The sequence below is a fragment of the Flavobacterium sp. GNP010 genome (assembly GCF_056428945.1).
This window is the reverse complement of sequence record NZ_JBWJVK010000014.1, coordinates 1-23,243: the sequence shown is the minus strand read 5'-3', so window position 1 is coordinate 23,243 and position 23,243 is coordinate 1. Positions and strand designations below refer to the sequence as shown.

Genomic DNA, 23,243 nt, shown 5'->3' with positions numbered 1-23,243 from the left:
ATATGGTTTAATTGTAAATTCGCTTTTATGAAGAAATTCGCTTTTTTGCTCTTTATCAGCTCAGTTACAATTGTTTTTGGTCAAAATCAAAAACCAAATCTTGTTACTGTTAATACGATTCATTTTGATGCAGATGAGTTTTTGGGGTATGATTCTTTTGGTTTTTATTATACCGTTAAAAACAATGTTTTTTCTAAAATCGGCACACGCGAAACCTTCGTATACCAAAACTTTAGTTTAGGCAAGATCACGAAAGTTGACCTTCAAAATCCGCTTAAAATTGTCTTGTTTTATGAGAACTTCAATACCGTTGTTACTTTAGACAATCAACTGAATGAAATACAAAAAGTCAATTTTTCCGAAAGTTCAGTTCCTATTGTAACCACAGCTATTGGCATCGCTTCGCAAAATCAATTTTGGATATACAATAGCTTAAATCAGCAGATAGGTCTTTTTGATTATTTAAATCAAAATTACAAACCGATTTCCGTTCCGTTAACGGATAGCATTGCTTACTACACCTCAGATTTTAATACCTTTTACTGGATTGACAGTGCAAATAATTGGTACAGCTGCGATATTTTTGGAAAAGTCAGTAAGAAAGGTCTAATCCCAGATTATGATGTGATTGTGATAGTAAATGACAATCAATACCTGTACTCCAAAAACGGTATTTTGAAATTCATAGACGTACAAAAAGAGCAGAAAACTGAAATTCAAATTTCAGAAAAATCGTTTAAAAAATTCTACTACAAGGACCAAATTTTATCTATTTTTACAACTTCAGGAATTACAAATTATAAAATCACAATACCGTAATGCACATAGCAATAGCAGGAAATATAGGTTCAGGAAAAACAACTTTAACGCGTTTATTAGCCAAACATTTTAAATGGGAGCCCCATTATGAAGATGTTGTAGACAATCCATACTTAGATGATTTTTACCATCAAATGGAACGCTGGTCTTTTAATTTACAAATTTATTTCTTGAACAGTCGGTTTAGACAAGTGATGCAAATTCGCGAAAGTGGTAAAAAAATCATACAAGACAGAACCATTTATGAAGATGCGCACATATTTGCACCTAACTTGTATGCGATGGGCTTAATGACCAATCGTGATTACCAGAATTACTCCTCTCTTTTTGAATTGATGGAATCTACTGTAAAAGCACCAGATTTACTGATTTATTTGCGAAGTTCTATTCCTAATTTAGTGGGACAAATACACAAGCGCGGTCGCGAATATGAAAACTCTATTTCTATTGACTATTTGAGTCGCTTGAATGAACGGTACGAAGGCTGGATTCAAACGTATGACAAAGGAAAATTATTAATTATAGATGTAGACAACATCAACTTTGTGGATAATCCAGAGGATTTAGGAAACATTTTTAATAGAATCGATGCAGAGTTGCATGGGCTATTTTAATCCTCTCCCCTCCCGAAGCTTCGGGACTCTCCGAAGGAAAGGGAGTAACAATTAAATAAAAAACATAGAAATAAAAAATGCCTTGCAAATTGCAAGGCATTTTTTGTTAATCTGATCTTTAGAAAATTCTACTTCGCAGCATCAATTTTAGCTTGAACTTCTGCATCAGTTCCTTCAAAACTTTTAATATCTTCTTTACCGTTAATAGTTGTTTTGATAGTCGCTTTTACTTTTCCATCTACATTTGTTTTTTCGATGGATACTTCTTTAGAATTTGTTACAGTTTCCGAAGTACCTGTACCCATGAACTTACATGTTTTACTTTCACATCCTTTGGCCATACATTCTTCTTTAGACATCGAAGTACACATTTCAGTAGTTGCACAACAAGCGGCTTTTTCTGAAATTGTATGGGAACCATTTCCTAAAATAGGAGCAATAACCAAACCTATTAAACAAGTTAATTTGATCAAAATATTCATCGATGGTCCAGAAGTATCCTTGAACGGATCACCAACAGTATCTCCAGTCACCGCAGCTTTATGCGCATCAGAACCTTTGTATGTCATTTCACCATTTATTAGCACTCCAGCTTCAAACGACTTTTTGGCATTGTCCCAAGCGCCACCGGCATTGTTTTGGAAAACTGCCCAAAGTACTCCTGAAACGGTAACTCCAGCCATATAACCACCTAACATTTCAGCAATTAGCTGGTTGTTGTCAGCATAAACTAGCTTCCCAAGAAGTACAATAGCAATAGGAAAACCAATAGTCAAAATTCCTGGTAACATCATTTCGCGCAAAGCTGCTTTAGTAGAAATGTCTACACATTTAGCATATTCTGGTTTTCCAGTTCCTTCCATAATTCCTGGAATTTCTCTAAACTGACGACGCACTTCATAAACCATATCCATAGCTGCTTTCCCAACCGAATTCATGGCTAAAGCCGAGAAAACTACCGGTATCATTCCGCCCACGAATAACATCGCTAAAACTGGCGCTTTAAAAATATTGATTCCGTCAATTCCAGTAAACGTAACATAAGCAGCAAATAAAGCTAGAGACGTCAATGCTGCCGAAGCAATAGCAAATCCTTTTCCCGTTGCTGCTGTTGTATTCCCTACCGAATCTAAAATATCAGTTCTAGTGCGTACTTCTTTTGGTAGTTCACTCATTTCTGCAATTCCACCCGCGTTATCCGATATGGGTCCAAAAGCATCAATGGCAAGTTGCATTGCTGTAGTTGCCATCATAGCCGAAGCAGCCAAAGCAACACCATAAAATCCTGCTAAAGCGTAGGAAGTCCAAATTGCTGCTGCAAATAACAATACGGTTGGGAAAGTAGAAATCATTCCCGTTGCCAAACCTGCAATCACATTGGTTCCTGCTCCCGTACTCGATTTTTGTACAATTGCCATAACTGGTTTTGTCCCTAAGCCCGTATAATATTCCGTAACTGATGAAATAACTGCACCAACGGTTAATCCGACAATAGTCGCATAAAAAACACGCATGGATGAAATTTCTTGAATACCTTCACCGAAGAAATTCATTTTCATCGTTTCTGGCAACATGTATTGTATTAAAAAGTAACATGCTCCAGCAGTTAATATGATAGAAACCCAGTTTCCAATATTTAATGCTTTTTGGACTTGTGCTTCTTTTGCATTATCATCCGTAATTTTCACTAACATCGTTCCGATGATAGAGAATAAAATTCCAAAACCGGCTATAGTCATTGGTAATAAAATGGGTCCAATTCCTCCAAAGGCATCATCAATTTTTCCGTTCATATCTTTAATAACATAATTCCCAAGAACCATAGCCGCCAATACGGTTGCTACATAAGAACCAAATAAATCGGCTCCCATTCCGGCAACGTCACCCACATTATCACCAACATTATCCGCAATTGTAGCGGGATTACGAGGATCATCTTCTGGAATTCCTGCTTCGACCTTACCTACTAAATCAGCACCAACATCGGCCGCTTTAGTATATATTCCACCACCAACTCTAGCAAACAAAGCAATTGATTCTGCTCCAAGAGAAAAGCCAGCTAATGTCTCTAAAACAATGGTCATATCTTCTGTTGAAGTCCAAACACCATTCATAAAAAAGTGGAAGAAAAATATAAAAAAAGTGGTCAATCCTAAAACCGCTAAACCTGCAACTCCCAATCCCATTACGGTTCCGCCGCCAAAAGAAACTTTTAAGGCTTGTGGCAAACTCGTACGTGCGGCTTGGGTAGTTCTAACATTCGTTTTGGTTGCGATTTTCATTCCCATATTTCCAGCCAAAGCAGAGAAAAATGCTCCAAAAATAAAGGCAACAACAATTAAAATATGTGTAGTAGGAACGATAAATGAAATTCCGGCCAAAACAATACTGGCACCAATAACAAAGAACGTTAATAAACGATATTCTGCTTTGAGGAAAGCCAAGGCGCCTTCATAAATGTAATCTGATATCTCCTTCATTTTACCGTCACCTGGATCTTGTTTTAAAACCCATGCGCGTTTAGTAAACATAAATGCCAGTCCAATGAATGCCATGGCGATTGGCAAATAAATCATTATTGTATTCATAATTTTGGTTTGGTTTTTAGTTAATAATTATAGTGTAACCAAACGAATTTAAACAAAAAAGCAATACTCCGAACGGAATATTGCTTTTTTTATAAAGATTATGATAATTATTTATTTAATGCTAAATAATCCTTCTGGTTTATTTGGAATCTCATTAAAACGAGTCGTACACTCCTTGATGATTGCGTATGCTTCGTTTACATCTCCCCAGCCTTCTACATCAACTTGTTTGTTTTCAAGGTCTTTGTACACTTGAAAGAAATGCTCAATTTCTTTTAATAAGTGAGGGTTGATATCTGATAAGTTTTCTAATGAATTCCAAATCGGATCTGATACCGGCACACAAATTACTTTTTCATCTGGACCTTTATCATCTGCCATGTGGAAAACACCAATTGGCTTTACTTCCATCACACAACCAGGAAACGTAGGTTCAGTTACTAAAACCAAAACATCTAGTGGATCTCCGTCTAAAGCTAATGTTTCTGGGATAAATCCATAATCTGCTGGGTACATCATCGAAGAGAACAACATTCTATCAAAACGCATTCTTTTTATTTCGAAATCATATTCGTATTTGTTTCTACTTCCTCTTGGAATTTCGATAAGTACATCGAAAGTCGTTAATTTGTCTGCAGTCATTGTAATTTTTCTTTTCTATAATTAAGGGTGCAAAAGTACGCAATCATTACGTTTTTACAATAGAAAAACAGTGTTATCTCTGTATTAAATTTTATAAAATTAATATTGGTATGTGATCGTTCTATTTCGTTTGTTAAGGTAATAATGCCAAAGAATATAAGTGGCATAAGATCTATACGGACTCCATTGTTGCGCGTGCTTTTCCATCGCTTCCTTATCGTGAATATCGAGTAACTCCTTCATAGTGTTAACGACCGCTACATCGCCCAACGGTAATAAATCTGGTGCTTGCAGGCTAAACATCAAATAAATATCGATGGTCCAGTTTCCTATTCCTTTGATTTTAATGAGTTCCTCCCGTACTTGTGCCGTTGTTTTTAATGGCAAACTGTCTAAATCAAGTTCTTTGTTAATTAAGGCTGTAGCCAAAGCTTTGATGTAGCTTGTCTTTTGGCGGCTTACGCCAATGGTTCGAAATTCGGCATCAGATAAATCGAATACTATACGTGGTTCAAAGACGTGTATCCTTTCCCGTAATCTTAAAAAAGTAGCTTTGGCCGAATCGATCGATACTTGTTGTTCTAAAATCAATAAAACCAAAGTCTCAAAACCCTGAGGTCGAAAGGGAATTATTGGCAACCCATATTTATCAATAATAGTTTTAAAAACGGTGTCTTTAGCTAAAAGGAAATCGATAGCATCTTGCATATTTTTACTTTTTTTAGCCCAGATTACTTCACTTAATATCTATTTTTAATAGGAGTTCCGTGAACTTCGTTTGCAGTGTAAATCCTTTTCCTTTTTTTCTTTCAAAAAGGAAAAGATTGAAACGAATAGTTGGAATAGCTCCTAGAAATTAAATCCGAACGATCCTTTTATAGTAAAGCGATTGGTTTCTGGTACGTTGAGATAATTGGCTCGCCAAGCAAAATCAATTCGGAATATTTTGAAAATATTTCCAATACCAGCACTGTATTCCCAATATCCTTTTTCTGGCGCATTGTAAACTAGTCCAGATGCATTGATAGCTCTATTTTCATCTGAAATACTTCCATAAACACCTTTTATCGAAATTAATTCTCTCCAATTGAGTTTGCGCATAAACGGAATTCTGGAAAAAATACGACCGTTAAAATTGTGATTCCACTGTAAAGTAGCATATTGATCCGAGACAAATTCATAGAAATTAAGGTTGCTAAACGTATTTTCTATGGTGAAATAGGTTTGGTTTCCTGGAATTACACTCAACAATCCCAACGGCACTTTCCCGAAGGTTTTACCCACTTCAACAATAATATTTGTTCTTCCTAAGGGCCCAATGATGATAGGTTGTTTGTAATACAACTGCAGCTTATCGTATTTAAAATCACTGTTTAAAAGTCCTTTGAATCCGTGACTGTAATTAACAAAAAAACGACTATAAGGGCTGTCTACATTGCTTCTTTCTACACCAAAACCGATTGTTTTACGCTTTGGAGAATATTCAATTTGAAAATTTGCTTCAGATTGTTTAACATCACTTTTTGTAATTCCATTTGAGATATCCGTGTAATAGTCCAGACTAAATGTGGGCGAAGCAGATTCGAGTGTGCGGTAGGAAATTCCCGCTTGCAACACTAAATTTTTAATAGGCTCCATTTCTATTGCCATATTAGTTAAGTTTATGTTCGTCAATTTTCCATTACTACCCGACGAAAACACTGCTGAAGAGGCAAAACTTCTGCCTAAAATATCGTTTGTAGTTGTTAAACTAGCTCCTATTTGCTCAATGTCTCGCCTATTCCCTAGAGACAAAATGACTCTATTTTTTTTATCGACCATCCATTTTCCAGAGAGTCCGTATTTAAACTTATCATCATCAAATCCATAAGCAGTATAGGCTTGTACGCGCCATGGATCATTCGGCCCAAAATACGTTCTACCACCAACACGCAAACGAATACCTTCGACTTCATTGTATCCAAAACTTGAAAAAACAGGTCCGTAATCGAAATTTTTAAACTCGACATACCCACTTCCTAAAATAGAAACCATACTGTATAATTGCTTAAACCGGTTTACTGTTTGCAACGTATCAAGCATTTTGTACACGCCCAATTCATCTTTGCTTAAATTCTCAAAACGATTCTCATTCCAGTATTCCTCTGATTTTTTATAGACTTCGTCATCCATATAATTGACCTCATCCTTGTAGAATGCTACTGGCAACTCTTTATTGAACTGATGATTTCTATAAAAACTGGTTCGTTTTCCATAAACTCCCTTGGAACTTTCTTTTTTGTTTAAAGCAAAATCAGACATCAAATAATCCTTGGTTAAAAGGAAAACAGAATCACTTACAACTTCAAATTCCTGCTCTAAATAAATATCTTTCACCCAGTTAATATTGGCACTTTTAGTAACTGCCATATTTATTTTCTTGATGGCAAATGTGGAGTCATTCACCCAAAAATCCCCTTTAAAAGTCAATTCGTTTTTACGCCTTGGATAAAAAACAATATTGTAACACCATTTTTTGTCAATGAAAGCGCTGTCTTTCAAGACATAATTATAAACATCAATCCCTGTTTTAGAAAGCGGACTGGTAAAACTTTTGTCAAAAAAAGTCAAATAGTTATTGTAGATGTTGTAATCCGAATATAAATCTTTTACAAAAGATAAAATTTGTTGATTCCCATTAAATCCAGATGTTTTACTCGCTTTAATTTTCTCCTTTACTTTATTTAATTTGGCATCTCCATAAACATCAATTAATGATTCATTGATAAAAATAGGCAAATACGTTTTACCTGTAATTTTCGAAGTATCCATTTGGTTGAAAATGAATTCCATTCCTTTAAACACCCTGTTTTTCATAAAAGCACTGTCAATAGAGTTCATGTCGAATTCTATCTTTTCGTACTTTTCCATTTGGTATTGGTTGTACATAAACAGACCGTTTTTACGCTTTCGTTCCCAAATTTTGCGCAAAATATCTAATGCAGGATTGTTTTTTTTAGAAGTTTTACCAGCAAAAACAACTACTTCATTCAAACTTTCGGCTTCACTCAACTGAATTTTGAAATCATAATTGACTGCTTTGTCTAACGTTATTTCTTTTTCAGAAAATCCTACGGAGGAAATTAGTAACGTAACGTACGTTTTAGCAGATTCTAAATAAAATATACCATCTTCATTAGTCACTATTCCTTCACTAGATCCCTTGAAAACTACATTCGCAAAAGGAATAGGTTGATTTTGTTTATCAACCACAACACCGCTCACTTTGGTTTGAGCAAAAGCAATTGTAGTCGAGATCACTACAAAAAACAGAAAAAACAAGAAATTTTTTTTCATAATCATTCAAAAAAAAACTTCATCAAATTAAAAAATTGATGAAGTTTCAAATATAGTTAATTTAAGCTAGTGCCATATTGAATACTTAATGAGCATTTTTATAAAACATATTAAATATCAAATCATTTGGAACTGACTATTTTTTATACATCACTTTTTTTACTGCTTTTACAACATCACCAGCATTTGGCAACCACTCTTTCAACAAAACAGGAGAATACGGTGCCGGAGTATCTGCTGTGGTAATACGTTGGATAGGTGCATCTAGAAAATCAAAAGCACGCTCTTGCACAATATAGGTAATCTCCGAAGCAACACTTGCAAATGGCCAAGCTTCCTCAAGAACTACTAGTCTATTTGTTTTTCTAACCGAAGTTAAAATCGTTTCATAATCCATAGGACGTACCGTTCTCAAATCGACAATTTCACATGAAATGCCTTCTTTAGCCAGTTCGTCAGCAGCAATGTGCGCTTCTTTGATGATTTTTCCAAAAGATACAATTGTAACATCGGTACCTTCACGTTTGATATCAGCAACTCCAAGCGGAATTGTATATTCACCATCTGGCACTTCTCCTTTGTCACCGTACATTTGCTCTGATTCCATGAAAATCACAGGATCATTATCGCGAATAGCGGCTTTCAACAATCCTTTTGCATCATAAACTGTAGATGGAACTACCACTTTAAGACCCGGTGTGTTCGCAAACCAGTTTTCTAATGCTTGTGAGTGCGTAGCTCCTAATTGTCCTGCTGAAGCTGTTGGTCCACGAAAAACGATAGGCACATTAAACTGTCCTCCAGTCATCTGACGCATTTTGGCAGCGTTGTTTATAATTTGGTCAATCCCCACTAAACAGAAATTGAAGGTCATGTACTCTACAATTGGTCTGCATCCGTTCATGGCTGATCCCACTGCAATACCAGTAAAACCAAGCTCTGCAATAGGAGTATCAATCACTCTTTTCTCACCAAACTCTGCAAGCATTCCTTTAGATGCTTTGTAAGCACCATTATATTCTGCAACTTCCTCACCCATTAAGTATATGGACTCGTCGTGACGCATTTCTTCGCTCATCGCTTCACAAATAGCCTCTCTAAATTGTATCGTTCTCATATTTTATGTTGTATGTGTCTAATTTTCGAACAGCAAAAATAAATATTTTAAATCACTTAAAAGCATAAATTTCTCTAAATTAATTCAGGATTTCAAGCGCTATTTTAAGGAGCTATTTCCGGCTCTTCGCTGTATCTTCCTGTGGCTAAAGGAGCCACAAGAAGGATGTCGCTACTATCCGGGCTACGAAAACGAAATAGTTAACAAAAAATATTATGCACGCATAGTATATTATTCAAATTAATATTTTAAATTTGTAAAAGAAATTAAGATTAATAAAAAATATAGGTATGAAAATATTAGTTTGCATCAGTCACGTTCCTGATACTACATCAAAAATTAACTTTGTTAACGGTGATTCTGAATTTGACACAAACGGTGTTCAATATGTAATTAACCCAAACGATGAATTTGGATTAACACGTGCTATTTGGTTTCAAGAACAACAAGGCGCAACGGTAACAGTTGTAAATGTTGGAGGACCAGACACAGAGCCTACTTTAAGAAAAGCTTTAGCCATTGGTGCTAACGAAGCGATCCGAGTAAATGCAACACCTACTGACGGATTTTTTGTTGCCAAACAATTAGCAGAGGTTATCAAAAACGGAGGATACGATGTTGTTATCGCCGGAAAAGAATCATTAGATTATAACGGAGGAATGGTTCCAGGAATGATCGCTGGAATTTTAGGATACAATTTCCTAAACTCATGTACAAACCTAACGGTTGATGGAACAAGCGTAACAGCAGTTCGCGAAATCGATGGGGGAAAAGAAACAGTAGCAACTAGTTTACCATTAATAATTGGTGGTCAAAAAGGATTGGTTGAAGAAAAAGACTTGCGTATTCCAAATATGAGAGGAATCATGACGGCAAGAACAAAAGCCTTAACGATATTGGAGCCAGTAGCTGCAAATGTTAACACCAAAGCAGTGAAATTTGAAAAACCAGCAGCTAAATCAGCCGTAAAATTAATTTCAGCTGATAATTTAGATGAGTTAATTAATTTACTACACAACGAAGCAAAAGTAATCTAACTGTCATAACGTCGAAGGTCAAAAGTCAAAAGGATAGAATTTTACATTAATTTCACTTTAAGACTTAAGACTTTAAAACTTTAAGACTAAAATAAAAAATTATGTCAATATTAATATACGCGGAGTACGCAGAAGGAAAATTTAAAAAAGTAGCATTTGAACTAGCTTCTTATGCGAAAAAAGTAGCTGAAACTTTAGGCACAACGGTTACTGCTGTAACGGTAAATGCCGGAGATGTTTCGGAGTTATCAAAATACGGTGTAGACAAAGTATTAAAAGTAAACAATGATAAACTATCTGGATTTACTGCAAAAGCCTATGCTGATGTCATCAAACAAGCTGCTGAAAAAGAAAACGTAAAATTAGTTTTGCTATCTTCCACAACAGACAGTATTTATCTTTCATCTCTAGTAGCAGTGGCTCTAGAAGCTGGCTATGCATCAAATGTGGTTGGACTACCAATCTCGACAACTCCTTTTCAAGTAAAAAGAACGGCGTTCTCGAACAAGGCATTCAACATTACAGAAATTGAGACTGAAGTTAAAGTACTTGGACTTGCAAAAAACTCATACGGGATTTTCGAAACTCCTTCGACACTTACCGAAGAGGATTTTAATCCTACTATTGGTGACAAAGATTTTGGCGTCAAAGTAGAATCAGTAGAAAAAGCATCTGGAAAAGTTTCAATTGCTGATGCTGATATTGTTGTTTCAGCAGGTCGTGGATTAAAAGGCCCTGAAAATTGGGGAATGGTAGAAGAATTAGCTACAGTTCTTGGAGCTGCTACAGCTTGTTCAAAACCAGTTTCAGATTTAGGATGGAGACCTCACGGAGAACACGTAGGGCAGACTGGAAAACCCGTAGCTACAAACTTGTATATTGCCATTGGAATTTCGGGAGCGATACAACACATCGCAGGAATTAACTCCTCAAAAGTAAAAGTAGTTATCAATAGTGATGCTGATGCGCCTTTCTTTAAAGTAGCTGATTATGGTATTGTAGGTGATGCCTTTGAAATAGTACCTCAATTGATAGAAAAATTCAAAGCATTCAAAGCTCAGAATTAGAATTCTAAAATATTCACAATACAATTATTGCTGTCCAAAAATAAAAGTTATTCGTACCTTTGCTTTTGGACAGCTTTTTTTATGGTCTATTATCAAAAAATTGCATCCTTATTTTATTAAAAAAAAGTACACCGTACTTTTCCATTACAACAATTATGAGCTTAGTTAAATTATCCATAAAAGGAATTTCATACAGTCAAACACAAAACGGAGCTTACGCTTTGATATTGAACGAAGTCGATGGTGACAGAAAATTACCCATTGTCATTGGTGCTTTTGAAGCTCAATCCATTGCTATCGCATTAGAGAAAGAAATAAAACCACCGCGTCCTTTAACTCATGACCTTTTCAAGAATTTTGCTGAGCGTTTTGATATTGTAGTAAAACAAGTCATCATTCACAAGTTAGTTGATGGCGTTTTTTATTCCAGTATAATTTGCGAGAGAGATAAAATTGAGGAAATTATCGATGCTAGAACTTCGGATGCAATCGCTCTGGCGCTACGTTTCAATGCTCCAATTTTTACCTATAAAAACATTTTGGACAAAGCAGGAATATACCTCAAAGCAAATCCATTGGAACCCAACAAAGACTCTCAAGAAATTGATGACGTATTGTCTAATCCAGAAACCTTTGGTCGTGAGGAAGAAAGCAATCAATCTGGATCTACCTATTCTAAACACAGCTTGCAAGAATTGAATGAATTGTTAGACCAAGCCGTGTCACATGAAGATTATGAGAAAGCTGCTAAAATTAGAGATGAAATTTCAAAAAGATAATTTTAGTATTGCGTTTCATTATAATTTTCTTTGATAGAGATTAAATATTAAAAAATTAAGATGTAAGTAAAAATGCTATTTTATCTATTTTTTATTCACATCTGTTATAAAAATTATTCTATGAAAACAAAAATTTTAGGTGTTGTCGCATCCCTATTCATTTCAACAATTGCATTTTCCCAAGATTATTACCTTCACTGTGGAAAAATTCTTAATACCCTTACTGGTAAAGAGTTATCCAACCAAACTATCGTTGTTTCTAAAAACAAAATCATAAAAATTCAGGATGGTTTTATTGTAAAAACCAAACCCGAAGACATTGAAATTGATCTTAAAAACAAGTATGTACTCCCAGGCTTAATCGATCTTCATGTACATATTGAAGGCGAACAAAATACAAAAAGCTATATGTCAAAATATTTGGAAAACGAGGCTGACATAGCTTTTCAGGCAGTTCGTTGTGCCGAAATCACTCTTCTAGCCGGATTCACTACGGTACGCGATTTAGGCGGAACAGGTGTTAATATCTCCATTAGAAATGCTATTAACAAAGGAATTGTAAAAGGTCCGAGAATTTTTACTGCTGGAAAAGCTATTGCCACTACAGGCGGACATGCTGACCCAACGAACGGAAGCAACCGAAAACTTGTAGGAGATCCTGGCCCACACGAAGGTGTAATTAATTCTCCCGAAGATGCTGTTAAAGCAGTACGAGAACGGTACAAAGAAGGAGCCGATGTCATCAAAATTACTGCTACTGGAGGCGTTTTAAGCGTAGCGAAAAGCGGTAAAAATCCACAATTTTCTTTAGAAGAAATCAAAGCCATTACTACAACTGCCAAAGATTATAACATGTTAACTGCCGCTCACGCACACGGTGATGAAGGAATGCAGCGAGCCATACTTGGCGGCATAAAAACCATTGAGCACGGTACCTTTATGAGTGAAGAGACAATGGAAATGATGAAAAAATACGATGCGTATTTGGTCCCTACGCTTACTGCCGGTAAAGAAGTAGAAAAAAATGCAGAGATTAATGGATTTTATCCCGAAATTGTGGTTCCCAAGGCTAGAGAAGTAGGTCCGCAACTAAAAGCTACTTTTGCAAAAGCATACCAAAAAGGAGTGAAAATCGCTTTTGGAACAGATGCTGGCGTTTATCCCCATGGCATAAATGCTAAAGAATTTGGCTATATGGTAGATGCTGGAATGCCGCAGTTAGCAGCAATTCAATCAGCAACAATTACTAATGCGATGTTATTGGGCATTGGCAATGAAGTAGGTCAAATCAAAGAAAACTTTTTGGCAGACATCATAGCAGTAAATGAAAATCCGTTGCTTACCATTTCAACACTTGAGAAAGTTATTTTTGTGATGAAAGACGGAAAAATATATAAAAACTAGATCGATTACCATTTATAGAACTGTAGCACAATGAAGCAATATTTAGACTTAGTACAACACGTTATGGAAAACGGTTGTCAAAAAGGAGATCGCACAGGTACTGGAACAAAAAGCGTATTCGGATATCAGATGCGTTTTAACTTGCAGGATGGTTTTCCTATGGTTACTACTAAAAAATTACACCTAAAATCGATTATATACGAATTGCTTTGGTTCCTAAAAGGAGATACCAATATAAAGTATTTACAAGAAAATGGAGTTAAAATTTGGGATGCTTGGGCTGATGCCAATGGCGATTTAGGACCCGTTTATGGCCAGCAATGGCGCAATTGGAACGGTGAAGAGATTGACCAAATCTCAGAACTGATTAAAGAGTTAAAAACCAATCCTAACAGCCGTAGAATGCTGGTTTCGGCATGGAATCCCTCAGTTCTTCCTGACACTACAAAATCATTTGACGATAATGTAGCTAACAATAAAGCCGCTTTGCCTCCTTGTCATGCTTTCTTTCAGTTTTATGTTTCGGACGGTAAATTATCGTGTCAATTGTACCAGCGAAGTGCTGACATTTTTTTAGGTGTTCCTTTTAATATTGCTTCTTACGCGCTACTCACGATGATGATTGCGCAGGTTTGCGACTTAGAACCAGGGGAATTCATTCACACTTTTGGCGATGCCCATATTTACAACAATCATTTTGAACAACTCGAATTGCAATTGTCCCGTGAGCCAAAACCATTACCAAAAATGATTTTAAATCCAAATATAAAAGATATTTTCGAATTCAATTTCGAAGATTTCACACTCGAAGGTTATGAACCGCATCCTATCATAAAAGGTACTGTAGCTGTTTAAAGAATAAAAAAAACGGTGTTTTAGTTATACGACTAAAACACCGTTTTCATTTCCTGCAAATGCATTCCATTGAAAAGAATCTGCGTCAGGCTCATTGACAAATGTGCCATCAATAACGTACTTAAATTCATAAGAAGCGTTTCTATTTACATCAAATACCCCTTTGAACGTACCATTTTTTAATTTATTCATAGCTCCTTCAGCACTATTCCAGTTATTAAAATCCCCTACAACCGAAGCGTGATTTGCTTCTTTTGCTGCAACTGAAAAAGTAACTTTACATACTGGTTTTGTTTTTACAAACTGTTTTTTGATAGCCATAACTATTTCATTTATAGATTTATATGGCAAAGTAAATAAAAGAAAGTGAAGTTTCAACACCAACTATAAAATTTAATAGAATGGTGTAAACTATGTTAATTTATACCTGATTTAATAATTAAAAATAGCTAAATTTACTATTCGGAAATCCGAAAACGTTTTCATTACAAATTATCAACTGGCAAAATAGTGCCTTTCCAAAATATATTTTACCTTTATAAACAAAATTATAATTGATGGAAAAAGAACTACACGAGCAGTACGAATATGCCCGAAGAAGAATAAAACAAAAAAAAGGACTCTATTTCCATTTTGTTGTTTTCGTTTTAGGAAGTTTAATGCTATTTATTGCTAATAAATTTTTCGAAATTGCTGTAGATTCTCATTGGTCTATTTGGATAATTACAATCTGGTTGTTCCTTTTTATTCTACATTTTATAAAAATTTTCATAACAGATCGTTTTATGAACAAAAATTGGGAAAGAGAGCAAATAGACCGACTTGTAGCATTACAGCAAAAGAAAATAGATCAATTACAAACGCAGGTTAACAACGATAACCAACAATAAAAAGTACATTTATAATGATAATAATGATTGCGGCCGTTGCCGAAAATAATGCATTGGGAAAAAACAATGATTTGCTTTGGCATTTACCTAATGATTTCAAAAGGTTCAAATCACTTACCTCTGGACACCACATTATAATGGGAAGAAAGACATTTGAAAGTTTTCCAAAACCATTACCAAATAGAACTCACATTATCATCACCAGAGAAAAAGAATACAAAGCAGAAGGATGTATAATAGTGGATAGTATAGACCAAGCGCTAGCGGTTTGTCCACAAGATCAAGACACGTATATCATTGGTGGTGGTGAAATTTATACCTTAGGACTTCCCTATGCTGATAAACTAGACATTACTAGAGTACACCAGTCTTTTGAGGCAGATACTTACTTTCCAGATATCGATTTTAAAATTTGGGAACTTTCTGATTCTGTGTTTAATAGTAAAGACGATCATCATATGTATGATTTTACCTTTCAAACTTTCCTTAGAAAATAAAACAAAAAAACATCCTTTTTACGGGATGTTTTTTTTTACCATTGATTTAAGAGATGACCTACTCTTGAAAGAGTATTTGATAACATAAAATAAAATTTACAAATAGTAGTAAAACTCCAGAAACGAGGATTATTACATTTGATGTTTTCTGAGAATACATCTCAAAAAAGCCTTTAATACCAAATACCACGAAGGTACTAAAGACGAAAAAAATTAAAATTTCCAAAAACAAATTTAATCCTAAGAACGTGTTTGGCGCTTTAACAACAACACTGTCGTTTAAAACAGTATTTTCAAAACAGCTAACAAGAACAAATGAGATAAAAAACGCTAGAATTATCCACTTGATTTGGTTGATCAATTCTCTTTTAATCATTTAATATGGTTATTTTCCTGAATTACAAATTTGTACAATTAAATCCTTTAACGCAATACCCACTTTTAGTGATATTTCAATTGAAATGAAAATTAATATCACATTCATCTTTTTTTGACAAAAGATAAACTTGTATCAATTTTTTGAAACTCATTTTAAGTTCATTAAGATTGTATTATATTTGCACAAACTAAAATAATGTCAGAAAAAATAACGCCCTATAAAGATTCAGCCCTCGGTAAAAAAGAACAAGTCGCACAAATGTTTGACACCATTTCTGGAAATTATGACAATCTAAATCGTGTCATTTCTTTTGGTATTGATATCAAATGGCGTAAAAAAGTATTGCATATGGTTGCGAAATCAAATCCAAAGATAATTCTTGATATTGCAACAGGAACAGGTGATTTGGCAATATTGATGGCGCAGACAAAAGCAGAAAAAATTATTGGTTTAGATATCTCTGCTGGCATGCTAGAGGTAGGCGTAAAAAAAATTGCTTCAAAAAAACTTTCTACCACCATCGAAATGATTTTGGGCGATTCTGAAAACATGCCTTTTGAGGACAACTACTTTGACGCAATTACTGTTGCTTTTGGTGTACGTAATTTTGAGACTTTAGAAAAAGGTTTGGCTGAAATCTTGAGAGTTTTGAAACCAAATGGCGTATTTGTAATCCTAGAAACTTCTGTCCCAGACAAAACACCTTACAAACAAGGCTACAATTTTTACAGTAAAAACATACTTCCTATAATTGGTAAGATCTTTTCTAAAGACACTGTTGCCTATGGTTATTTATCAGAGTCTGCTGCTGCGTTTCCATATGGAGAAGCTTTAAACAATATTTTAAGAAAAATTGGGTTTATAGATGTGGTAGCCTTGCCACAAACTTTTGGTGTTGCTACCATTTACTCTGCTTCTAAAAAATAATATTGAAGATTTCAGCATAAACATGAAAAAATTAATTGTCTTACTATTTTTTGCTTTTGTAATAAAAGGATACGCACAAAATTCTAAAAACATTTTTAGCAAAGACCCTATTATTAATTTGGAAAATTTTCAAAAGAAGAGAGTATACTACGGATTTTATCTCGGATTCAATTCCTATGATTTCAAAATTGACTACAAAACAGTAGGACCCGATATTCTCATTAAAAAAACCACCGGATTTAACGTAGGAATCGTAGGCGATTTAAAACTTCAAGAATACATTAATTTGCGATTTGAACCTGGCTTATATTATACAAAAAGAGATTTGTATTATCCTCCCAATTCAGCTTTTACAAAAAATAGTGATGCGCTAAGAGAGGTAAATAGCACTAACATACACTTTCCTTTATTGTTGAAATTCTCCTCTTTGCGTACCGGAAATATTCGACCGTATGCACTAGGAGGCGTATCTGCAACACTGAATTTATCTAGTAATTCCAAATTAATTGACGACAATCTAGAACAACGATTTCGAGTAAAATCATGGACAACCAATTATGAATTGGGTTTTGGAATTGATCTTTTCTCTGAATATTTCATATTTTCACCATCAATCAGAGGTGTTTTTGGTATGAATGATGAATTAATTAGGGACAAAGACCCAAATAGTCCCTGGACCAGCAATATAGAATCTTTGAAAACTCGTGCTGTGTTCATTAATTTCACGTTCCATTAAAGTCCCTATAAAAGTATTATTTTCAGACTTTAAATGGCATTAAAATAAATTTTAGCTTCGACAAAACTCACTCAATACAATGGCAGTTGCCGTAGCGACATTAAGACTTTCCGTTTTTTGAACTGCTCCAAAACGAGGAATCGTCAGTCGGTTTTGTACCAATTTTTCTAATTCAACTGATATTCCATTGGCCTCATTCCCCATAATTAGTACTCCCTCCTTGGGCAAAACCGATTTGTAAATATTATCGCCGTCCATAAAAGTACCAAAAACGGGCAATGTCGAATCAGCAATAAAATGCTCTAGATCAATATAATTTACATTGACCCTGCCGATAGAACCCATGGTAGCTTGAACTACTTTTGGATTATAAATATCTACAGTCTCCTTAGAACATAGAATTTGCTTCACGCCAAACCAATCACACAATCTCAAAATAGTTCCTAAATTTCCTGGATCACGAATAGTATCGAGCGCAAGGATTAATCCAGTTGTTGTAATTGATTCTTCTTGAGGCATCTTAAAAACTCCCAAGCAGGTATTTGGGGTTGCTAATGCACTTATTTTTTTTAAATCACTTTCTTGAATAATTGTTTTTTTAGAAAATGCCACTTCTTCAAAATCATTCTGGGTCGTATACAAATGTTCTAGTATAAAATTAGAAGATAATAACTCCTGAATCCCTTTTACGCCTTCGGCAAAAAATAATTTATTGGTAATTCTATATTTTTTTTGCTGCAAACTCGTTATAAGCTTTATTTGGTTTTTACTAACCATAAAATAATGTACTTTTGGATTAAATATTCTAGAACACTTGAAAAAAACTTCTACAAAAATAACTGCATTTATTCTAATTGCAATACTAATTTGCGCTTGTAACGCTGTAAAAAGAGTTCCAGAGGGGAAATTGCTGCTTACTAAAAACGAGATTGCCGTAAATGACAAAAAAATTAAGGACGAAACTGTTTTTAATCAACTGTATCAAAAACCAAACAGCACTTTATTGGGCTATCGTTTGCGATTGAATCTGTATAATCTTGCTAATCTAAATCCGGACTCTACGTATCAAGCTAAATTTACAAATAATCCTGAAAAATTTAGAAGAAAATCAAAATGGCTATCTGAAAAGCAAGTAAACAGACTTGGCAAATCATTCTGGTATCACGGAATTCATGATTTCCTAAAAAAAACTGGAGAACCACCTGTTATTATTGATAAAGACAGGGCCGACAAATCCCTTTTGCGCCTCAAATATTATTATTTTAATAATGGCTTTTTTAATGTGGATGCTTCCTATAAAATTGACACGTTGAGTGTCAAAAAAGGAAGAATAAAATATGCTATTACATCTGGAAGTGCCTATTTTTTAGATTCCTTAAAAACTACTATTTTGACCCCAGCGTTAGATTCTTTATACGAAACCAACAAATCTAATACCTTCATAAAATCTGGGAATCAATACAAAACAGAAGATTTTGACAATGAAAAAAATCGTATTAACACTCATTTTCGAAACAACGGTGTTTATTATTTTCAGCCTAATTATGTGACCTTTGACATAGACACCATTAAGAAAGTGAATCAGGCCAATATCAATTTGAGAATTGCAAATTACTCCTACCAGCAGCAAGATTCGAGCAGAACAGAACCTTTTAAAATTTACAAAATAAGTGATGTAAATATATACACGGATTATTCTTCAAACACCAACAACCAAAAAATCACAGATAGTACTACCTATAAAAACTTTAACTTATACAGCCAGGATAAATTAAAATACAAACCAAAAGCCATTACTAATGCGATCTTCATTACCAAAGGCGGTTTGTTTGCAGATTATAAAACGGTACTTACCACCCGTTATTTAAACAATCTCAAAATCTTCAACTACCCATCGATACAATATGAAGTTGACCCAAGAGACTCAACTGCACAATCCTTAATTGCAAAAGTGTATTTGACCCCTCGAAAAAAATATAGTTTCGGCACCACTTTAGATGTGACCCACTCTAATATTCAGGATTTTGGTGTAGGTTTTAGTGTATCTGAAACTATTCGAAACGTGTTTAATGGTGCCGAAACGCTCGAGTTAGCAGCCCGTGGTAATATTGGTTCCTCAAAAGATTTAGCAAATCCCAAAAATAATTTCTTTAATGTTTCAGAGTATGGGTTAGATCTAAAACTGAACATTCCTAGGATTTTCATGCCGTTCAGTACTGAAAAAATTATTCCAAAAAGTATGATTCCGTCAACGTTAATTACGTTGGGTTTTGCAAAGCAGCAAAATATTGGTTTGGATAAAGAAAATTTTACGGGAGCACTATCCTACAATTGGACCCCGACTAGAAACTCAACTGCCCGATTTGATTTGTTCAACACACAGTTTGTGCGCAACCTAAACCCGCAGAATTACTTTAATGTATACGGTTCTAGTTATAATGCGTTGAACGAAATTAGTAAAGAATACAATACCAATTCATCTTATTACAACAATAGCATTGACCAAGATTTACTAATTGAAGAAGGAACTGATGGGTTTACTAACGATGTGCTGACTGGCAATGCCAATTTCTTGAAACCACTAGAGCCGGAAGATTTTCAAGCTGTAAAAAGTATTGAGGAACGAAGACTCCGACTTACAGAAAATGACTTCATTTTGGCTACCAGTTTTACTTTTTCAAAAACGACAAAAAAGGATTTAGCAGATAACAATTTTTATCTTTTTAAGACCAAAATAGAATCGGCAGGAACTGTTTTAACAGCTGTTGCATCCACAACCAATCAAAAGAAAAACTCTAATGGAAATTATGAGATTTTCAATTTAGAATATTCTGAATACATCAAAACAGAATTTGATTACATCAAACACTGGGATTTATCCAAAGAAAAAATAGTAGCCTTTAGATCATTTTTTGGCATAGCAATCCCTTTTGGCAACTCTGATTATGTACCGTTCTCCAGAAGTTATTTTTCGGGCGGATCCAATGACAACAGAGCTTGGCAACCTTATGGTTTAGGACCAGGAAGCAGTGGTGCTTTAGATGATTTTAATGAAGCCAATATGAAAATTGCGATTAGTGCAGAATTTCGATTTAAGATATTAGGCAGTTTGAAAGGAGCTCTTTTTGCAGATGCAGGAAACATATGGAACGTATTAGATAATGTTGAAGATGAAAAATCTACTTTCACCCAATTCAAAGATTTAAAAGATATTGCCTTGGGAACAGGATTTGGGCTTAGATACGACTTGAGCTTTTTTGTAATACGTTTTGATTTTGGATTTAAAACCTACAATCCTGCTGATGAAATCAACAAAAGATGGTTTAGAGATTACAACTTTGCCAACTCGGTTTTAAATTTTGGAATAAATTACCCTTTCTAATGCTAATTAATTCTTATTTTTGCAAAACTAAAAACTAATAAAAAACAACTAAAAAAAGTACAATGGCACACAATATAAAACCTGGAGTAGCAACTGGAGATCAAGTTCAAGAAATTTTTAATTATGCTAAAGAAAAAGGATTTGCACTTCCAGCAGTAAATGTTACCGGATCGAACACCGTTAATTGTGTCCTTGAAACTGCAGCAAAATTAAACGCACCAGTTATCATTCAGTTTTCGAATGGTGGAGCACAATTCAACGCTGGAAAAGGACTTTCTAATGCAGGTGAAAAAGCAGCAATAGCAGGCGGAATAGCAGGTGCATTGCATATTCATACCTTGGCGGAAGCCTACGGAGCAACCGTGATTTTACATACTGATCACTGTGCAAAAAAATTATTACCTTGGATTGATGGATTATTAGACGCTTCAGAAGCACATTTTGCTAAAACTGGAAAACCGTTATATTCATCACACATGATTGATTTATCTGAGGAGCCAATTGAAGAAAACATCGAAATTTGCAAAGGCTATTTAGAGCGAATGAGCAAAATGGGAATGACTCTTGAAATTGAACTAGGGATTACAGGTGGTGAAGAAGATGGTGTAGACAACTCTGATGTTGATAGTTCAAAATTATACACACAACCTGAAGAAGTTGCATACGCATACGAAGAACTTTCTAAAATAAGCCCTCGTTTTACAATTGCAGCCGCTTTTGGAAACGTACACGGAGTATACAAACCAGGAAATGTAAAATTGACACCGAAAATTTTGAAAAACTCTCAAGATTTTGTTCAAAATAAATTCAATACTGGTCACAATCCAGTAGATTTCGTTTTCCATGGTGGATCTGGTTCAACACTTGAAGAAATTAGAGAAGGCATTAGCTACGGAGTTATAAAAATGAATATTGATACCGACTTGCAATTTGCATTTACAGAAGGTATTCGTGATTATATGGTAAAAAATATTGAGTACTTAAAAACTCAAATTGGAAACCCAGAAGGTGCCGATGTTCCTAATAAAAAACATTACGATCCAAGAAAATGGTTGCGTGAAAGTGAAATCACTTTCAATACAAGATTGGAGCAAGCATTTGCAGATTTAAATAACGTAAATACACTTTAAACTATTTTAAATTTTGAGTTATAAATTTAAATTCTACTATGGAATAATTTATAATTCAAAATTTATAATTTATAATAATTAGGGATATGGCTTGGTTTAAGAGAAAAGAAAAAGGGATTACTACTGCTACCGAAGACAAAATGGACATTCCAAAAGGACTTTGGTACAAATCTCCAACTGGAAAAATTATCGATGCTGATGAACTAGCGCGTAACTTATTTGTAAGTCCCGAAGATGGTTTTCATGTTCGAATTGGAAGTACAGAATATTTTCAAATTTTATTTGACAACAATGAATTTGTTGAACTTGATAAAAACATGACCTCTAAAGATCCTTTGCATTTTGTGGACACAAAAAAATATGCAGATCGATTGAAAGATGTGATGGAAAAAACCAAACTTAAAGATGCTGTCCGCACCGGTGTTGGAAAATCAAAAGGGAAAGAATTGGTGATTTGCTGTATGGATTTTGCTTTTATCGGTGGTTCTATGGGAGCTGTAGTTGGAGAAAAAATCGCACGAGGAATTGATCACGCAATTAAAAACAACTTGCCTTTTGTGATGATTTCAAAATCAGGTGGCGCCAGAATGATGGAAGCTGCTTATTCATTAATGCAATTAGCCAAAACATCTGTTAAGTTAGCACAACTTGCCGAAGCAAAACTTCCTTACATTTCATTATGTACAGATCCTACAACTGGAGGTACAACTGCCTCTTACGCGATGCTAGGCGATATTAACATTGCCGAACCAGGGGCGTTAATTGGATTTGCTGGCCCGCGAGTAGTACGAGACACAACCGGTAAAGATTTACCTGAAGGTTTCCAGACTGCTGAGTTCTTACTTGAGCATGGTTTCTTAGACTTTATTACTCCGCGAAAGGAACTAAAAGATAAGATCAACTTGTATATTGATTTAATTCAAAACAATACCATTAGATAAATGCTGATCTTCACAAAATAAAAATTCCTGTTTGCTAATGCAAACAGGAATTTTTTATTTTAAGGAATACTCTTTTTTAAAAGTTGTATCGAAATCCCCCATA

The 23,243-nt window shown here is 34.7% G+C and carries 21 protein-coding genes; 14 read left to right on the top strand and 7 right to left on the bottom strand.

What is annotated here, in order from left to right; all coding sequences use genetic code 11:
* Positions 1-27: 27 nt before the first annotated feature.
* Both AC061C_RS07735 and AC061C_RS07730 read left to right on the top strand, forming a co-directional pair.
* A complete protein-coding gene (locus tag AC061C_RS07735; protein WP_478290687.1) occupies positions 28-819 on the top strand; it encodes a hypothetical protein in 792 nt (263 codons plus the stop codon).
* On the top strand, positions 819-1,433 hold the full coding sequence (locus AC061C_RS07730) for a deoxynucleoside kinase (RefSeq protein ID WP_309758950.1): 615 nt from the start codon (positions 819-821) through the stop codon (positions 1,431-1,433). Before AC061C_RS07735 ends, AC061C_RS07730 begins: the two co-directional genes overlap by 1 nt.
* A 128-nt stretch (positions 1,434-1,561) precedes the next feature.
* Here the strand turns inward: AC061C_RS07730 and AC061C_RS07725 are convergent, their stop codons facing one another.
* The 5 genes from AC061C_RS07725 to AC061C_RS07705 all read right to left on the bottom strand — a co-directional run bounded on the left by AC061C_RS07725 (position 1,562) and on the right by AC061C_RS07705 (position 9,116).
* Entirely contained in the window at positions 1,562-4,021 is a 2,460-nt protein-coding gene (locus tag AC061C_RS07725; protein ID WP_478290686.1) for a sodium-translocating pyrophosphatase, read from the bottom strand.
* Positions 4,022-4,132: 111 nt separating this feature from the next.
* On the bottom strand, positions 4,133-4,663 hold the full coding sequence (locus AC061C_RS07720; RefSeq protein ID WP_309755943.1) for an inorganic diphosphatase: 531 nt from the start codon (positions 4,661-4,663) through the stop codon (positions 4,133-4,135).
* Positions 4,664-4,762: 99 nt separating this feature from the next.
* Positions 4,763-5,371, bottom strand: coding sequence for a DNA-3-methyladenine glycosylase family protein (locus AC061C_RS07715; protein WP_478290685.1), 609 nt, complete (start codon positions 5,369-5,371; stop codon positions 4,763-4,765).
* Between the two features lie 141 nt (positions 5,372-5,512).
* Positions 5,513-7,999, bottom strand: a complete 2,487-nt coding sequence (locus tag AC061C_RS07710; protein WP_478290684.1) for a DUF5686 and carboxypeptidase-like regulatory domain-containing protein — start codon at positions 7,997-7,999, stop codon at positions 5,513-5,515.
* A 136-nt stretch (positions 8,000-8,135) separates the two neighbouring features.
* Positions 8,136-9,116 carry a pyruvate dehydrogenase complex E1 component subunit beta gene (locus AC061C_RS07705; RefSeq protein WP_417946200.1) on the bottom strand — a complete coding sequence of 327 codons (981 nt, stop codon included), beginning with the start codon at positions 9,114-9,116 and terminating at the stop codon, positions 8,136-8,138.
* Between the two features lie 290 nt (positions 9,117-9,406).
* Between AC061C_RS07705 and AC061C_RS07700 the strand changes: the two genes are divergently transcribed.
* The 5 genes from AC061C_RS07700 (at position 9,407) to AC061C_RS07680 (ending at position 14,258) form a co-directional block, all read left to right on the top strand.
* Complete coding sequence (locus AC061C_RS07700) at positions 9,407-10,153, top strand: electron transfer flavoprotein subunit beta/FixA family protein (RefSeq protein WP_417968955.1); 747 nt, start codon at positions 9,407-9,409, stop codon at positions 10,151-10,153.
* 101 nt (positions 10,154-10,254) lie between these two features.
* Positions 10,255-11,220, top strand: a complete 966-nt coding sequence (locus tag AC061C_RS07695; RefSeq protein ID WP_478290683.1) for an electron transfer flavoprotein subunit alpha/FixB family protein — start codon at positions 10,255-10,257, stop codon at positions 11,218-11,220.
* Positions 11,221-11,375: 155 nt separating this feature from the next.
* Entirely contained in the window at positions 11,376-11,999 is a 624-nt protein-coding gene (locus AC061C_RS07690) for a bifunctional nuclease domain-containing protein (protein ID WP_309755927.1), read from the top strand.
* Positions 12,000-12,119: 120 nt separating this feature from the next.
* Entirely contained in the window at positions 12,120-13,403 is a 1,284-nt protein-coding gene (locus AC061C_RS07685) for a metal-dependent hydrolase family protein (RefSeq protein ID WP_478290682.1), read from the top strand.
* Positions 13,404-13,433: 30 nt separating this feature from the next.
* Entirely contained in the window at positions 13,434-14,258 is an 825-nt protein-coding gene (locus tag AC061C_RS07680) for a thymidylate synthase (RefSeq protein ID WP_478290681.1), read from the top strand.
* Between the two features lie 24 nt (positions 14,259-14,282).
* On the opposite strand, the gene AC061C_RS07675 is transcribed toward AC061C_RS07680, so the two are convergent.
* Complete coding sequence (locus AC061C_RS07675) at positions 14,283-14,579, bottom strand: isoamylase early set domain-containing protein (RefSeq protein WP_478290680.1); 297 nt, start codon at positions 14,577-14,579, stop codon at positions 14,283-14,285.
* Between the two features lie 236 nt (positions 14,580-14,815).
* Between AC061C_RS07675 and AC061C_RS07670 the strand changes: the two genes are divergently transcribed.
* The 4 genes from AC061C_RS07670 to porT all read left to right on the top strand — a co-directional run bounded on the left by AC061C_RS07670 (position 14,816) and on the right by porT (position 17,687).
* Positions 14,816-15,148 carry a 2TM domain-containing protein gene (locus tag AC061C_RS07670; RefSeq protein ID WP_309754870.1) on the top strand — a complete coding sequence of 111 codons (333 nt, stop codon included), beginning with the start codon at positions 14,816-14,818 and terminating at the stop codon, positions 15,146-15,148.
* Positions 15,149-15,162: 14 nt separating this feature from the next.
* Positions 15,163-15,645, top strand: coding sequence for a dihydrofolate reductase (locus AC061C_RS07665; protein ID WP_478290679.1), 483 nt, complete (start codon positions 15,163-15,165; stop codon positions 15,643-15,645).
* A 574-nt stretch (positions 15,646-16,219) separates the two neighbouring features.
* A complete protein-coding gene (gene ubiE, locus AC061C_RS07660; RefSeq protein ID WP_478290678.1) occupies positions 16,220-16,951 on the top strand; it encodes a bifunctional demethylmenaquinone methyltransferase/2-methoxy-6-polyprenyl-1,4-benzoquinol methylase UbiE in 732 nt (243 codons plus the stop codon).
* Between the two features lie 22 nt (positions 16,952-16,973).
* Complete coding sequence (porT, locus tag AC061C_RS07655; RefSeq protein WP_478290677.1) at positions 16,974-17,687, top strand: type IX secretion/gliding motility protein PorT/SprT; 714 nt, start codon at positions 16,974-16,976, stop codon at positions 17,685-17,687.
* 51 nt (positions 17,688-17,738) lie between these two features.
* On the opposite strand, the gene AC061C_RS07650 is transcribed toward porT, so the two are convergent.
* Positions 17,739-18,464, bottom strand: coding sequence for an RNA methyltransferase (locus AC061C_RS07650; protein WP_478290676.1), 726 nt, complete (start codon positions 18,462-18,464; stop codon positions 17,739-17,741).
* 37 nt (positions 18,465-18,501) lie between these two features.
* Here AC061C_RS07650 and tamL point away from each other — a divergent pair, with 37 nt between their 5' ends.
* From tamL to accD, 3 genes are all read left to right on the top strand, one after another.
* On the top strand, positions 18,502-21,069 hold the full coding sequence (gene tamL / locus AC061C_RS07645; RefSeq protein WP_478290675.1) for a translocation and assembly module lipoprotein TamL: 2,568 nt from the start codon (positions 18,502-18,504) through the stop codon (positions 21,067-21,069).
* 62 nt (positions 21,070-21,131) lie between these two features.
* Positions 21,132-22,199, top strand: coding sequence for a class II fructose-bisphosphate aldolase (gene fbaA / locus AC061C_RS07640; RefSeq protein ID WP_417984594.1), 1,068 nt, complete (start codon positions 21,132-21,134; stop codon positions 22,197-22,199).
* A gap of 86 nt (positions 22,200-22,285) precedes the next feature.
* Positions 22,286-23,140: an acetyl-CoA carboxylase, carboxyltransferase subunit beta gene (gene accD / locus AC061C_RS07635; RefSeq protein WP_417946220.1), complete on the top strand. Its 855-nt coding sequence runs from the start codon at positions 22,286-22,288 to the stop codon at positions 23,138-23,140.
* The last annotated feature ends 103 nt before the right edge of the window (positions 23,141-23,243 follow it).

Excerpts from the sequence above, each read along its gene's own strand:
- AC061C_RS07735 (WP_478290687.1), top strand. The coding sequence starts at position 28 with ATGAAGAAATTCGCTTTTTTGCTCTTTATCAGCTCAGTTACAATTGTT.
- AC061C_RS07730 (WP_309758950.1), top strand. The coding sequence starts at position 819 with ATGCACATAGCAATAGCAGGAAATATAGGTTCAGGAAAAACAACTTTA.
- AC061C_RS07725 (WP_478290686.1), bottom strand. The coding sequence starts at position 4,021 with ATGAATACAATAATGATTTATTTGCCAATCGCCATGGCATTCATTGGA.
- AC061C_RS07720 (WP_309755943.1), bottom strand. The coding sequence starts at position 4,663 with ATGACTGCAGACAAATTAACGACTTTCGATGTACTTATCGAAATTCCA.
- AC061C_RS07715 (WP_478290685.1), bottom strand. The coding sequence starts at position 5,371 with ATGCAAGATGCTATCGATTTCCTTTTAGCTAAAGACACCGTTTTTAAA.
- AC061C_RS07710 (WP_478290684.1), bottom strand. The coding sequence starts at position 7,999 with ATGAAAAAAAATTTCTTGTTTTTTCTGTTTTTTGTAGTGATCTCGACT.
- AC061C_RS07705 (WP_417946200.1), bottom strand. The coding sequence starts at position 9,116 with ATGAGAACGATACAATTTAGAGAGGCTATTTGTGAAGCGATGAGCGAA.
- AC061C_RS07700 (WP_417968955.1), top strand. The coding sequence starts at position 9,407 with ATGAAAATATTAGTTTGCATCAGTCACGTTCCTGATACTACATCAAAA.
- AC061C_RS07695 (WP_478290683.1), top strand. The coding sequence starts at position 10,255 with ATGTCAATATTAATATACGCGGAGTACGCAGAAGGAAAATTTAAAAAA.
- AC061C_RS07690 (WP_309755927.1), top strand. The coding sequence starts at position 11,376 with ATGAGCTTAGTTAAATTATCCATAAAAGGAATTTCATACAGTCAAACA.
- AC061C_RS07685 (WP_478290682.1), top strand. The coding sequence starts at position 12,120 with ATGAAAACAAAAATTTTAGGTGTTGTCGCATCCCTATTCATTTCAACA.
- AC061C_RS07680 (WP_478290681.1), top strand. The coding sequence starts at position 13,434 with ATGAAGCAATATTTAGACTTAGTACAACACGTTATGGAAAACGGTTGT.
- AC061C_RS07675 (WP_478290680.1), bottom strand. The coding sequence starts at position 14,579 with ATGGCTATCAAAAAACAGTTTGTAAAAACAAAACCAGTATGTAAAGTT.
- AC061C_RS07670 (WP_309754870.1), top strand. The coding sequence starts at position 14,816 with ATGGAAAAAGAACTACACGAGCAGTACGAATATGCCCGAAGAAGAATA.
- AC061C_RS07665 (WP_478290679.1), top strand. The coding sequence starts at position 15,163 with ATGATAATAATGATTGCGGCCGTTGCCGAAAATAATGCATTGGGAAAA.
- ubiE (WP_478290678.1), top strand. The coding sequence starts at position 16,220 with ATGTCAGAAAAAATAACGCCCTATAAAGATTCAGCCCTCGGTAAAAAA.
- porT (WP_478290677.1), top strand. The coding sequence starts at position 16,974 with ATGAAAAAATTAATTGTCTTACTATTTTTTGCTTTTGTAATAAAAGGA.
- AC061C_RS07650 (WP_478290676.1), bottom strand. The coding sequence starts at position 18,464 with ATGGTTAGTAAAAACCAAATAAAGCTTATAACGAGTTTGCAGCAAAAA.
- fbaA (WP_417984594.1), top strand. The coding sequence starts at position 21,132 with ATGGCACACAATATAAAACCTGGAGTAGCAACTGGAGATCAAGTTCAA.
- accD (WP_417946220.1), top strand. The coding sequence starts at position 22,286 with ATGGCTTGGTTTAAGAGAAAAGAAAAAGGGATTACTACTGCTACCGAA.